Raw genomic sequence first — 13,725 nt, forward strand, 5'->3', positions numbered from 1 at the left:
GTCAAGAAAAGCTGACACGATGGAAGGTAAAGCAGACCGGACATCGCGTCAAGAATCTTTGACACCACCCGTGACCGGACCCCGGCCCGGCCGGTTGTCCCTGGCATGCGTACCGTGACCCGGCTGATCACCGCCCTCGCCACCCTGCTCGCCATCGCCGCCCCCGCCTCGGCCGTCCCGTCCGCCGACGGCCACAGCATCCCGGTCGGGGCGATCAGCGACCTCGGCAGCGTGCTCACCCTCGCCGACGTGGGCTACGACTTCGCCACCCTGCTCGGACAGTAGGAAATACCTGGAGCACCCCGGGAGCTGGCAGGGACAGGAGGTGCATGAGGCCATGCAGGAGTACCGGATCGAGCACGACTCGATGGGCGAGGTGCGGGTACCCGCGTCCGCCAAGTGGCAGGCGCAGACCCAGCGCGCGGTGGAGAACTTCCCGGTGTCGGGCCAGCGGCTGGAGCGGGCGCACATCGCGGCGCTGGCCCGGATCAAGGCGGCCGCCGCCAAGGTCAACGGCGAGCTGGGGGTGCTGGAGCCGGAGACGGCGGCGGCGATCGCCGGGGCGGCCGAGGAGGTGGCCGAGGGGAAGTGGGACGAGCACTTCCCGGTCGACGTCTTCCAGACCGGCTCGGGCACCTCGTCCAACATGAACACCAACGAGGTGATCGCCACCCTGGCCACCGAGCGCCTCGGCCGACCGGTCCACCCCAATGACCACGTCAACGCCAGCCAGTCGTCCAACGACGTGTTCCCCTCCTCCATCCACATCGCCGCCACCGCCGCCGTCACCGGCGAGCTGATCCCGGCGCTGGAGCACCTCGCACAGGCGCTGGAGCGCAAGGCGAAGTCCTTCGCCGAGGTGGTGAAGTCCGGCCGCACCCACCTGATGGACGCCACGCCCGTCACCCTCGGCCAGGAGTTCGGCGGCTACGCGGCCCAGGTCAGGTACGGGATCGAGCGCCTGCGCGCCACCCTGCCCCGGGTGGCCGAACTCCCGCTCGGCGGCACGGCGGTGGGCACCGGCATCAACACCCCGCCCGGCTTCTCCGCCGCCGTGATCGCCGAGGTGGCCCGGGCCACCGGGCTGCCGCTGACCGAGGCCCGCGACCACTTCGAGGCCCAGGGCGCCCGGGACGGACTGGTGGAGCTGAGCGGCCAGCTGCGCACCGTCGCGGTCGGCTTCACCAAGATCGCCAACGATCTGCGCTGGATGGGCTCCGGCCCGCGCACCGGCCTCGGCGAGCTCAACCTGCCGGACCTCCAGCCCGGCTCCTCGATCATGCCGGGCAAGGTGAACCCGGTGCTGCCCGAGGTGGTGCTGATGGTGTCCGCCCAGGTGATCGGCAACGACGCGACCGTCACGGTGGCCGGCGCGAGCGGGAACTTCGAGCTGAACGTGATGCTCCCGGTGATCGCCCGCAACGTGCTGGAGTCCGTCCGGCTGCTGGCCAACAGCGCCCGCCTGCTGGCCGACCGGACGGTGGACGGCGTCACCGCCAACGTGGAGCGGGCCCGCGAGTACGCCGAGTCCTCCCCCTCCGTGGTCACCCCGCTCAACCGCTACATCGGCTACGAGGAGGCCGCCAAGGTCGCCAAGCAGGCGGTGGCCGAGCGCAAGACGATCCGTCAGGTGGTCGTGGAGCGCGGGTACCTGGAGGCCGGGAAGCTCACCGAGGCCCAGCTCGACGAGGCCCTGGACGTGCTGCGGATGACCCGCCCCTGACTGCTCCGCGCAGCAGACGGGGCACGGCCGTGAGCGGCCATGCCCCGTTGCAGATACGGCTGTTCAGCCTCCGCTCGCCATCCCCCGGCGGCTCATCACACCCGCCGCCATCGACACGGCCGCCATACCCAGACAGACCATCAGGCCGCCGGTGATGACGTTGGTCAGGATGGTCCGCCGGACGGCGTCGGTGCCGGCCGCCGCCCACGGGGCGATGACCGTCCAGGCACCGATCATGGTCGCGGCCCAGGCGCGGGCGTGGGTGCGCTCGTACCCGGAGCCGTAGCCCGCCATCAGCGCGGCGAACGCCAGCCCGAGGACCAGATTGCTGACCGTCAGGCCGGAGAAGCCGGAGAACCCGACCACCCACGGGGAGATCGCGAGGAACAGACCGGCCGCCACGGCCAGGGCCTCGACGGCCTGGGCACGGGGAGTGGAGACGATCCGCTCGTAATGGTCACGCATCTCCAAGATGTCCGGATGGTGCTCCATGCTCATCGGAAGCTGGGTCGACACCGGGACCACCTCCTTAGCTCGCGACTTGACAGGCGCCTGCTCACTACCCATTCTGTGCCGGAATTAACGGATTTGTCCGTAATTCATCCGAGGAACTCCTCGACCGCCCTGGCCTCCGCCTCCCAGACCTCCTCCGGCAGCGGCTCGAACGGCTCCACCACCGGCCGCCCGTCCTTCCCGCGCGCCCAGATCCCCCGCACCCGGCCGTCCACCACCAGGGTCGGCCTCACCACCCCGCCGCCCGCGTTCACCCGCTTCGCGAAGCGCTGATCCAGCATCAGCGAGCGGTCCCGGTAGCCCAGCAGGAAGTTGTCGTACGCACCGAGCAACCGGACCAGCGGCTCCCCGGCCGCCGGCGCCCCCGCCGTCGCGTACAGCCCCTCCCCCACCTCGGGCAGGCCCGCGAGGGCACGCTTCCCGAGCACCTGCGGCAGCCCCGACCACGCCGCGAAGTCCGCCACCGAGACCGGCCCGAAGGCCGCGACGTACCGAGCCGCCAGCTCGGCGGCCGCCGCCTCCGGGTCGGCCTCCCCGTCCGGCGCCGGGAGCGGGACGTACCCCGGCTCGCGCGGAGCCACCTCGGCGCCGCGGCAGAGCAGCCCGCGCCCGGCCAGGTACGCCGTCAGGTGCGCGGGCGCCTGGCCGGTGGGCTCCACGCCGACGCCGCGCCCGTTCAGCCGCGCCACCAGCTCCGCCCGACTCAAGGGCTCCGTCAGCACCTCGGGCAGCGCCCCCTCCGCCCTGGCCAGCAGGCCCTCCGTCAGCCCCAGCTCCCGGCGCCGCCGGGCCCCGGCGGCGATGTTCCGCTCCCCGAACAGCGCGATCAGGGGAGGGAGTTGAGCGGCCGGCACCAGGTGCAGGGTGCCCCGCATCAGCCAGCTCGCCACCACCTCGCCGTGCGCGTACGCCCGCTCCACCGCCGCCGCCTCCGCCAGGCCGCGGGCCCGCAGCCCGAGCCGGGCCGCGGACGCGTCCTGGGCCTGGATGCCCGCGGCGCGGCCGGCGATCCCGGACACCGTGCCCCCACCGCCGAACTGACTGTTCATCCGCCACCGAAGCAGCTCACCCTCACCGATCACGCCCCCATTCTGCGGGCCGGAGTGCGGCCTGGAGCGCGGCCCGGCCGCATGTGACGAATACGTGTTCGCCGGGGAGGTTTGGTGCCAGTACGATCTACCGGGTACGACTTGACCATTCTTTTGCACGTTCCGGGGGACCCTTGAACATCCGTCGTTCGCTCGCCGCTGCCGTTTTCCTGGCGACCGCCGCCGCACCCGTGGCCACCGCCGCCACCCCGGCCTTCGCCGAGAGCGCCCCGGCCGGGCAGGAGCAGACGGACCGGGCCGGCGCACAGGTGGCCGACGAGGAGAACATCGCCACCATCAAGGCCCTGCTCGTCTGGCCGAACGACTACCTGATCGTCGAGCCGAGCCGCTACCTGCGCGAGCACGTCGCCGCGGCCCTCGCCGGCACCCCGGAGGACCGGGCGAAGTTCGTCGCCAAGGACATGGCGGACATCCGCAGGAGCGACGCGCACGTCGCGATCTCGCGGACCTTCACCGGCGCCGGCCCCGTCCTCTACAAGGCCGCCGTGGCCGCGTTCGAGTCGGACGACATCGAGGTGTACCGCGCCTACCTGAACACCGGGCAGCACGTCGCTCGCGCCGAGGACGAGAACCGCGCCAAGCTCCAGAAGATCGTCGACGACCCGAACACCGGCCGCGGCGTGCGGGACGGCGCCAAGGCGGCCCTCGCGGGCACCGGCGCCGACGTCGCGAACTTCCTCAAGGACGGCATCAAGGCCGCCCAGCTGGAGGACGACCGCGTCGCCGTCCTGACGATCATGCACTCGGGCGGACCGGCCGTGAAGAAGGCCGGCAGCGACGCCCTCAACGGCACCGCCGAGGACATCCGCGACTTCCTGAAGACCGGTCAGTACGCCGCCCGGGCCGAGGACGAGGGCCGCGCCGAGCTCCGCCGCCTGCTGGAGGACCCGAAGACCGGGCCCACGGTGCGCGCGGGTGCGGCGAAGGCGCTCGCCGGCTCCGCCGCCGACGTTCAGAAGTTCCTCACCAAGGACCTGGCCTCGGCCGCGGAGGCCGACGACCGGCTGCTGCTCACCCAGATCATGTCCCGTGGTGGCCCGGAGGTGAAGGCGGCCGCGGGCAAGGCGATGCTCGGCAGCATCGAGGACGTGCGTGCCTTCCTGAAGGAGGGTCAGTACGTGGCCCGGGCCAAGGACGAGGCCAACGCCAAGGCCGCCGCCGAAGCCGAGGCCGCGAAGAACAAGCCCACCACCGTCGTGACCCCCGTCACCGACAACACCCGCACGGTCACCACCACCGCTGTGACCGACGGCCAGCCCGTCGCCGGCGGACGCCTCGCCTACACCGGCACCGACGCCCCCCTCGGCCAGATCGGCGCCGCCGGCGCCGCCGCCGTCGCCCTCGGCGCAGGCGCCCTCATCGCCACCCGCCGCCGCACCAACCAGTCCTGATTCACGCTCCGCACGGCCCGGTCCCGGGAGGGGCCGGGCCGTGCTGCGTTTCCGGGGCGGGCCGGGCTCGTTGGGTGGGGTGTGGGCGACTCTCCGTTCGTGTCCGGGCCGCGTGGGCTGCCGTTGGTGGGGTGTCTGGCGAGGTTCGGGCGGGATCCGCTGGGGTTCCTGGAGCGGCTGCACCGGGAGTACGGGGACGCGGTGAGCTGGCGGTTGGGGCCGCTGCGGATCCTGTCGCTGGCCGATCCGGCCGCGATCGCCGAGGTGCTCGGGTCGGAGCTGGACCACGGGGTGCTGGACATCGGGTGGATGTTCCGGCAGTTGGTCGGGGACAGCGTGATCCGCAGCGAGGGCGCGGGGTGGCGGCGCAAGCGGGCGCTGGTGCAGCCGGCCGTGCGGCCGCGTCAGGTGCGGGCGTTCGCGCCCGCGATGGCGGAGTGCGCGGCGGAGCACCTGGCGGGGTGGGCGGACGGCCAACGGGTGGACGTGCTGCGGGAGATGACGCTGCTGACGCAGCGGATCGCGGTGCGCACGCTCTTCGGGTCCGAGCTGGGGGCGCGGGCCGGGGCCCTGGCCGGGGCGATGACGGAGGCCGCGCACGAGATCGGGGTGGAGCTGCGCGGCCCGGGGGTGCTGCTGCCGGGGTGGGTGCCGACGCCCGCACGACGGCGGATGCGGCGGGCGGTCGGGGTGATCGACACCGAGCTGGGGGCACTGGTGGCGGCCCGGGCGGCGAGCGGGCAGCAGGGGGAGGACCTGGTCGGGCGGCTGTTGGCGGCGCGGGACGCGCAGGGGCGGGCGCTGACCGCGCGTGAGGTGCGGGACGAGGCGGTCACGCTCTGGGCCGGTGGCCACGAGACCACGGCGACGGCGCTGACCTGGTCCTGGTGCCTGCTGGCCGGCTCCCCGGCCGCGCGGGCGCAACTGGACCGGGAGCTGGCGGAGGTCCTGGACGGGCGGGCACCGGAGTACGCGGACCACGAGCGGCTGCCGTGGACCCGACGGATCGTCAGCGAGACGCTCCGCCTCCACCCACCGGTCTGGCTGGTGCCGCCCCGGGTCGCGGTGCCGGGCACCACCGTGGGCGGGCGGCCGGTGCCGGTCGGGACGGCGGTCTGGTGCAGCCCGTGGGTGACCCAGCGGGACGCCCGCTGGTTCCCCGACCCGCTGGCCTTCCGCCCGGAACGCTGGGGCACCCCGGCCGCCGACGAACGCGCCCACTTCCCCTTCGGCGCCGGCCGGCGGGCCTGCCTCGGCGCCCGCTTCGCCCAGGTCGAACTGGTCCTCCTGCTGGCCACCCTGGCCCAGCACTTCCACCTGGAGCTGGAGGGCGACACCCCTCCCCCACTCCCCAGCCTGGTCGCCCACCCGGCCACCCCGGTCCTGGCCACCCTCCGCCGCCCCTGACCGGCCCGTGGCGGGGGTGTCCGCGCGCCGGACTATTCTTCCCGGCTACGCACACCGACCGTGAGGACCCATCAGCAGTGACCGGCCTGTCCGCCTTCCCGCTTCCCTTCCAGAGCACCACCTCCTCGGCGTTCGCGACGCCCCGGACACTGCGGGAGCTGCAGATGATGCAGTGCAGTGCGCAGTTGCGCGCCAAGCCCGCGTGGTTCGACAAGAGGAACGACGCCGACATCGCCGCCCGGTGGACGCGGGAGGCGCTGGCACAGGGCATGACCGAGGCTCAGGTGCGCTACGTCCTGGCCGAGTTGGGGCACTACGCCGCCCTGCGGGACGCGCGCACCGGCATCGAGGTCTCCGCGGTCGACGGCGTCTGGCAGTCGGACACCCTCGTCGACGAGCGGCTCAGGACCCGGCTGCGCGACGCGGTCCGGGTCCTGGAGGAGGTCCCCGAAGCGGAGCGCGACTGGCACCCCGGGTCCGACGGCCAGGTGCTGGACCTCGTCCACCCCTCCCTGTTCTGTCTGGTGCGGGAGGTGAGCGGAGGTCCCGAGCAGGCGTGGCAGAACCCGGCGAAGCACTACGCGAAGTACGAGTTCTCGGAGCGGTTCCAGTGGCTGCCCACGGACGTCGAGGTCGGCGAGGACGGAGCCGTCGCCTTCCGCTCGTACGTCAACAACGTCCACCCCGAGGAGCACCGCGCGCTGGAGTCCGTCCTGCCGGACCTCTTCGCGCGCCTGCTCCCGCTGTTCGAGAACGTGCTCACCGATCTGCGGCACCCGCGGCCGCTGCGGATCGAGGCCGACCCCTACGGCTGGTACGACTCCGAGCCGGAGTACCCGCACAGGTCGTCCTACCCCGACGACGACACCTACGCGAAGGCCCGCTCCGCCTGGAGCGAGGCGTACGACGAGTGGTCCGAGAACCGCCGCCCGATCGTCCCGGATGCCCCGGAGTTCAGCCCGCCCGCCCTGCCCGACACCCCCGCCCGCGTCGACCTGCGGGGCCGCGGCCTCCAGGTCATCGTCAAGCTGGCCACCGTCCACCTGACCCCGGAGCAGCCCGAGTACGCCGGCGGCTCCTGGCACGTCGAGGGCATGCTGAACGAGCGGATCGTCTCGACCGGCATCTACTACTGGGACAGCGAGAACGTCACCGAGAGCCGGCTGGGCTTCCGCACCGCCCTCGACGACCCGTACTACGAGCAGAACGACGACGCCGGGGTGCGCGAGGTCTACGGCCTCCGGGACGAGGACGCCCTGAACCAGCCGCTGGGCGCGGTACCGACCCCGGAAGGCCGCTGCCTGGCCTTCCCCAACGTCCTCCAGCACCGCGTGGACGCCTTCCGCCTGGCGGACCCGACCCGCCCGGGCCACCGCAAGATCCTCGCGTTCTTCCTCGTCGACCCTTCGCAGCGGATCGTCTCGACCTCGGACGTACCGCCGCAGCAGCCCTGGTCCGCCACCACGACCATGACCCTGGAGCAGGCCGAGGCGTACCGCGAGGAGCTCATGAAGGAGCGGAAGTTCTTCGTGGACGAGCACAACGAGCAGCTCTACGAGCGCGAGTTCTCCCTCTGCGAGCACTGAGCCCCCCGACGGCGGGGAGGGGAGCCGGGTCCCGGTTCCCCTCCCCGCCGTCGGCGTGATCCGCGTCTCACCGCGGCGCGGCGGCGTTGCCTATGCAACTCGTTGCATAGCAGGATGCCCTCATGGCACTGGAGCACGCGATCCTCGTCTCTCTGCTGGAGCAGCCCGGCTCCGGGTACGAGCTGGCCCGGCGGTTCGACCGTTCGATCGGGCGGTTCTGGACCGCGACGCACCAGCAGATCTACCGGGTGCTGCGCCGGATGGAGGCGGACGGCTGGATCACCGCCCAGGAGGTGCCGCAGGACGGCCGGCCGGACAAGAAGGTGTACGCCGTGGCCGCCGACGGGCGGTCGGTCCTCGGGGACTGGCTGCGCGAGCCGGTGGAGGCCGAGACCGTGCGGCACGAGCTGGCGGTGAAGATCCGGGCCGCGGCCTTCGACGACCCGGGCGCGCTGATCTCCGAGGTGGAGCGGCACCGCACCGCCCACGCCGCCCTGCTGGAGCGGTACCTGACGGGTGAGCAGCGCGACTTCCCGAGCGACCCGGCGGAGCAGAGCCCGCAGCAGCAGCTGCAGCACGTGGTGCTGCGCGGCGGCATCGAGTTCGAGCGGATGACCCTCGCCTGGCTGGACGACGTGCTGGCCACCCTGAACCGCCTTGCCAACTGACCCTCACCCCACAGGACTTCACATGCTGTTCAACCCGAGCACGTACGACCCGAAGCAGTTCGACGACACCACCCGCCGGCTGCTGCGCGCCACCGTGGACTGGTTCGAGTCGCGCGGCAAGAAGGCGCTGATCGACACCTACATCGACCGCGCCTGGTACGGGGACTTCCTGGAGTTCGCGGCCAAGGAGGGCCTGTTCGCGGAGTTCCTGACCCCGAGCAGCGCCGACGCCGACAAGCGCTGGGACACCGCGCGGATCGCCGAGCTGAACGAGATCCTCGGCTTCTACGGCCTCGGCTACTGGTACACCTGGCAGGTCACCATCCTCGGCCTCGGGCCGGTCTGGCAGAGCGAGAACGAGGCCGTCCGGGCCCGCGCCGCGCAGCTGCTGACGGAGGGTCACGTGATGGCCTTCGGGCTGTCCGAGCGCAGCCACGGCGCGGACATCTACTCCACCGACATGATCCTCACCCCCACCGAGGACGGCGGCTTCACCGCAACCGGCCCGAAGTACTACATCGGCAACGGCAACGTGGCCGGCCTGGTCTCGGTCTTCGGCCGCCGCTCGGACGTGGAGGGCCCGGAGGGCTACGTCTTCTTCGCGGTCGACAGCCGCCACCCCTCCTACCACCTCGTCAAGAACGTGGTGAACGCGCAGATGTACGTCTCCGAGTTCCGCCTGGAGGAGTACCCCGTCCGGGCCGAGGACGTGCTGCACACCGGCAAGGCCGCCTTCGACGCCGCGCTGAACACGGTGAACGTCGGCAAGTTCAACCTCTGCACCGCCTCGGTCGGCATCTGCGAGCACGCGATGTACGAGGCCGTCACGCACGCCCACAACCGGGTGCTCTACGGCCGCAAGGTGACCGACTTCCCGCACGTGCGCCGGGAGTTGGCCGACGCCTTCCTGCGCCTGAACGCGATGAAGCTGTTCAGCGCCCGCGCGGTGGACTACTTCCGCACCGCCTCCCCCGACGACCGCCGTTACCTGCTCTTCAACCCGATGACCAAGATGAAGGTCACCACCGAGGGCGAGAAGGTCATCGACCTGATGTGGGACGTCATCGCGGCCAAGGGCTTCGAGGCGGACACCTACTTCGACAAGGCCGCGAAGGACATCCGCGGCCTGCCGAAGCTGGAGGGCACGGTCCACGTCAACCTGGCGCTGATCCTCAAGTTCATGGCCAACTACCTGTTCGCGCCCACCGACTACGCCCCGGTGCCGAGCCGGCTGGACGCGGCGGACGACGAGTTCCTGTTCCGCCAGGGCCCGGCCCGCGGCCTGGGCGCGATCCGCTTCCACGACTGGCGGACCGCCTACGACGCGCACGCCCACCTGCCGAACGTGGCCCGCTTCCGCGAGCAGGCCGACGGCCTGTGCGCGCTGCTGCTGCAGCACGCGCCGACCGCCGAGCAGGCGCAGGACCTGGACTTCCTGCTGGAGATCGGCCAGCTCTTCGCGCTGGTGGTCTACGGCCACCTGGTGCTGGAGCAGGCCGAGTTGACCGGCACCGAGGCGGACGTGCTGGACGGGATCTTCGACTTCCTGGTCCGGGACTTCTCCGCGCACGCCACCGAGCTGCACGGCAAGACCTCCACCAGCGAGGAGCAGGCCGCCTGGGCGCTCACCCAGGTGCGCCGTCCGGTGGCGGACGCCGACCGCGACGCCAAGGTCTGGGCCCGGGTCGAGGCGCTCTCCGGCGCGTACGAGATGCGGCCGTAACGGCGCACCGACCAGCGCCCCAACTGCGGGTGCGGGCCCCGGCTTTCACGCCCCGGGGCCCGCACCTCTCACCTGTCCTCCACGGCCTCAGGGACCGTCGGGTCCGCTCAGAAGGTCAGCTTCCAGCTGTTGATGTAGCCGGTGTCCTGCGCGGCCACGTCCTGGACCTTGAGCTTCCAGACGCCGTTGGCGACCTCGCTGGAGGCGTTCACGGTGTAGTCGGCGATCACGTTGTCGGCCGAGTCGCTGGTGCTGGAGTTCTTCAGGCGGTAGGCGGAGCCGTCCGGGGCGACCAGGTCGAGCACCAGGTCACCGCGGTAGGTGTGCTTGATGTCCACGCTGACCTTGAGGGTGGCGGGGGCGTTGCCGGTGATGCCGCTGACGGTGACCGAGGAGGTGACCGCCGCGCCGTTGTCGGGGATCTGCACGTCGGCGGTGTTCTCGAAGACGGTGCCGGGCAGCGGCGGGGCCTCGGTGCCCAGGGCCCAGACGGCGTAGGCGATGGAGTCGGCGCCGCGGTCCAGCGAGGTGTCGCTGATGTTGGCGCTGGTGTCGCAGGAGGCGTGGTAGCAGGCGTCGAAGGCCCGGCCCGAGGTGCCGCCCCACTTGGTCGCCTGGGCGGCCGTCTTGATCTCGTCGCCGCCGGTGTAGAGACCGCCGACCTTGATGCCGACGTTCTTGAACGGGGCGTGGTCGGAGCGGCCGTCGCCGTTGGTCTCGATCTCGGTGGGGACGTTGACGCTCGCGAAGTAGTTCTTCAGCACGCCTTCGAGCTTGGGGTCGTCGTCGTAGACGAAGTAGCCCGGGTTCGGCGAGCCGATCATGTCGAAGTTCATGTAGGCGTCGATCTTCGCCCGCTCGGCGGTGGGCAGGTTGTTGACGTAGTACTTGGAGCCGATCATGCCGAGCTCCTCCGCCCCCCACCAGCCGAACCGCAGGTGCTTGGTGGGCTGCAGGCCGGCCCGGGAGACGGCCAGCGCGGCCTCCAGGACGCCGGCCGTGCCGGAGCCGTTGTCGTTGATGCCGGGGCCGGCCGTCACCGAGTCCAGGTGGGCGCCGGTCATCACCACGTGGTTGGCGTCGCCGCCCGGCCAGTCGGCGATCAGGTTGTAGCCGGTGGCGCCGCTGCTGGTGAAGGTCTGCACGGTGGTGGTGAAGCCGGCCGCGTCCAGCTTGCCCTTCACGTAGTCGAGCGAGGCCTTGAACCCGGGCCGCCCGTGGGCGCGGTTGCCGCCGTTGGCGGTGGCGATGGACTGGAGCTGGTTGATGTGCGCCTTGACGTTGGCCACCGGGATGTCCGGCGCCGCGGCCAGGGCGGCCGCGGCCGGCGCGGGCGCCGGGGCGGCCTCTGCCAGGGCGGCGGGTGCCGCGAAGCCCGCGGTGAGGGCGAGGGCGGCGGCGGTCACGAGGGCGGAGCGGTGCGGGCGGGATCGCCGCTGGGCACGCTGCTCGGCATGCTGGGACAAGGGGAGCTCCAGATTCTGGTGGGGCAGAACGGAACGTACGGGGCCCGCCGGGCCGGGTGTCCGGTCGGCGAGGGTGTGCTGACGTGCCCATGATGATTGGGTGAAGGGCAAGAGCGCGTCAAGGGGTTCAACCACCGCTCCCGGAACGGTTCCTGACGGCCCAAGGGCCGTCCGCCCACGGAGCGCCGCGAGTTGACACGGGTCGGCAACACCGGTGACACGGGACGGCCCGGGACCGCTGCCTCATGCGACCGGGACCGTCGGGCCGCCAGGCTGGGACGTACACCGACCGACGCGGAGGCCACCCGTGCCCGAGACCACCCCTCCCCCGACCGCCGACCTGACCAAGTTCCTCGACCCGCTGCGCATCCCCGAGGTGCTCCGCCCGGGCCCCGACGGGGAGCTGACCGTCCGCCAGGTCTCCGCCGAGGTGCGGCTGCACTCCCAGCTGCCGCCCACCCCGATGTGGACCTACGAGGGCACCTTCCCCGGCCCGACCATCGAGGTCCGGCGCGGCGAGCGGCTCCGGGTGGACTGGCAGAACCGGGTCAGCACCCGCTACCCGGCCCTGGTCGGCCACCTGCCCGAGGTCACCCTGCCCCCGGCCGAGAACGAGCCCGGCATCGACCCGGCGCTGCTGAACCCCGCCGGCCCGGAGCTGCCGCCCTGGCTGGTGGTCCACCTGCACGGCGCCGTCACCGACGGCGGCCACGACGGCTGGACGGACAACGCGGTGCACACCGGCCGCTCCCAGCTCTCCGAGTACCCGAACGACCAGGCCTCGATGACGCTCTGGTACCACGACCACGCGATGGGCGTCACCCGGCTCAACGTGCTGGCCGGCCTGGCCGGGATGTACCTGGTGCGGGACGAGGAGGAGGAGCGGCTGCGGCTCCCCTCCGGCGAGTTCGAGGTGCCGCTGGTGCTCTGCGACCGCAACTTCGCCACCGGCCCCGACGGCGCCCCGACCGGGCACCTGCTGCACAAGACCGTCGGCCCGCTGCCCTTCTGCGGCCGCTACACCCTGGTCAACGGCGTGATCTGGCCGCACCACGCGGTGCAGCCGCGCTGGTACCGCTTCCGGGTGCTGAACGCCGCCAACTCCCGCCCCTTCCGGCTGCACCTGGTGGACCAGGAGAACCGGCGGGTGCCGGGGGTGGTCTGGCAGATCGGCAGCGACGCGGGCCTGTTCGGCACGCCGGTGCCGGTCGGCGGCACCGGCCTGAGCCTGGCCCCGGCCGAACGGGCCGACCTGCTGGTCGACTTCACCGCCCTGGGCGGCCGCACCCTGCGGCTGGTCAACTCCGCCCCGGCGCCCGCCGAGGGCGAGCGGATCGGCGAGGACGACCCGGTCGGCGTGCCGGACCCGGCGAACCGGCTGCCCGACCCCGAGGTGATGGAGTTCCGGGTCGCCGAACGGGCCGACTGCGAGGAGCCGTTCGCCCTGCCGGCGGTGCTCTCGCCCACGTTCCGGCGGCTCAGCCACGACGACATCCCGCACGACCACGGGCACCGGATGCTGATGATCCACCAGACCCCGCAGAACATGTTCGAGTTCTGGGAGATGGAGGAGGTGCCCGCCGCCGAGGTGCCGCCGCCCGGCACCGTCGTGGACGGCCTGGTCCAGCTGCGCCAGGACGGCCAGGCGGAGCGGACGTACCGGCGCGTCGCACGGGAGTTCAACGACCGGCTGAACTGGCGGATCATGGAGGACGCCTGGGAGCAGTGGACCGTCGTCAACCTGGGGCCGAGGGCGCTCCACCCGGTGCACGTCCACCTGATCCAGTTCCAGATCCTCACCCGGGCCGCCTGCGACATCACCACCATGGACCGGGCGGCCGGCGGCACCCCGGTCGGCAAGCCGGTCACCTGGGGCACGCCCTCGGTGATCGAGCCCGCCGAGCAGGGCTGGAAGGACACCGTCACCGTCGCCCCCGGCGAACTCGTCCGGATCGCCGGGCAGTTCACCGGCGCCACCGGCAAGTACATGTACCACTGCCACATCCTCGACCACGAGGACGACGGCATGATGCGGCCCTTCACCGTCTCCCCGATGGCCGTGATGGCGCTCGACCCGAGCATGGGCGACATGGGCGGCCACCACCACTGACCGCCAATTCACTGGCACCCGCCCCGGGG

At 72.2% G+C, this 13,725-nt stretch carries 11 protein-coding genes; 8 read left to right on the top strand and 3 right to left on the bottom strand.

The features are described from left to right. The first annotated feature begins 105 nt into the window (after positions 1–105). Entirely contained in the window at positions 106–285 is a 180-nt protein-coding gene (locus tag ABD946_RS01535; RefSeq protein ID WP_345279251.1) for a hypothetical protein, read from the top strand. Positions 286–337: 52 nt separating this feature from the next. Beyond that, complete coding sequence (locus ABD946_RS01540) at positions 338–1,723, top strand: class II fumarate hydratase (protein WP_345279253.1); 1,386 nt, start codon at positions 338–340, stop codon at positions 1,721–1,723. A gap of 63 nt (positions 1,724–1,786) precedes the next feature. Here the strand turns inward: ABD946_RS01540 and ABD946_RS01545 are convergent, their stop codons facing one another. Beyond that, positions 1,787–2,239, bottom strand: a complete 453-nt coding sequence (locus ABD946_RS01545; protein ID WP_345279254.1) for an SPW repeat protein — start codon at positions 2,237–2,239, stop codon at positions 1,787–1,789. 83 nt (positions 2,240–2,322) lie between these two features. Beyond that, positions 2,323–3,318, bottom strand: coding sequence for a winged helix DNA-binding domain-containing protein (locus tag ABD946_RS01550; protein WP_345279256.1), 996 nt, complete (start codon positions 3,316–3,318; stop codon positions 2,323–2,325). 140 nt (positions 3,319–3,458) lie between these two features. On the opposite strand from ABD946_RS01550, the gene ABD946_RS01555 reads away from it, so the two are divergent. From ABD946_RS01555 to ABD946_RS01575, 5 genes are all read left to right on the top strand, one after another. After that, complete coding sequence (locus tag ABD946_RS01555; protein WP_345279258.1) at positions 3,459–4,736, top strand: ALF repeat-containing protein; 1,278 nt, start codon at positions 3,459–3,461, stop codon at positions 4,734–4,736. A gap of 99 nt (positions 4,737–4,835) precedes the next feature. Next, the gene (locus tag ABD946_RS01560; protein ID WP_345279260.1) at positions 4,836–6,143 is read left to right on the top strand and encodes a cytochrome P450; all 1,308 of its coding nucleotides are present in this window, start codon (positions 4,836–4,838) and stop codon (positions 6,141–6,143) included. 77 nt (positions 6,144–6,220) lie between these two features. Further along, the gene (locus ABD946_RS01565; protein WP_345279262.1) at positions 6,221–7,729 is read left to right on the top strand and encodes a DUF4246 domain-containing protein; all 1,509 of its coding nucleotides are present in this window, start codon (positions 6,221–6,223) and stop codon (positions 7,727–7,729) included. Positions 7,730–7,851: 122 nt separating this feature from the next. Continuing rightward, positions 7,852–8,397, top strand: a complete 546-nt coding sequence (locus ABD946_RS01570) for a PadR family transcriptional regulator (protein ID WP_345279264.1) — start codon at positions 7,852–7,854, stop codon at positions 8,395–8,397. Between the two features lie 22 nt (positions 8,398–8,419). Next, entirely contained in the window at positions 8,420–10,120 is a 1,701-nt protein-coding gene (locus ABD946_RS01575) for an acyl-CoA dehydrogenase family protein (RefSeq protein ID WP_345279267.1), read from the top strand. Positions 10,121–10,227: 107 nt separating this feature from the next. Here the strand turns inward: ABD946_RS01575 and ABD946_RS01580 are convergent, their stop codons facing one another. Further along, positions 10,228–11,586, bottom strand: coding sequence for a M28 family metallopeptidase (locus ABD946_RS01580; RefSeq protein ID WP_380150530.1), 1,359 nt, complete (start codon positions 11,584–11,586; stop codon positions 10,228–10,230). Positions 11,587–11,893: 307 nt separating this feature from the next. On the opposite strand from ABD946_RS01580, the gene ABD946_RS01585 reads away from it, so the two are divergent. Continuing rightward, a complete protein-coding gene (locus tag ABD946_RS01585) occupies positions 11,894–13,696 on the top strand; it encodes a multicopper oxidase family protein (protein WP_345279269.1) in 1,803 nt (600 codons plus the stop codon). The last annotated feature ends 29 nt before the right edge of the window (positions 13,697–13,725 follow it).

Source organism: Kitasatospora albolonga (assembly GCF_039535905.1).
GTDB lineage: Bacteria > Actinomycetota > Actinomycetes > Streptomycetales > Streptomycetaceae > Kitasatospora > Kitasatospora albolonga.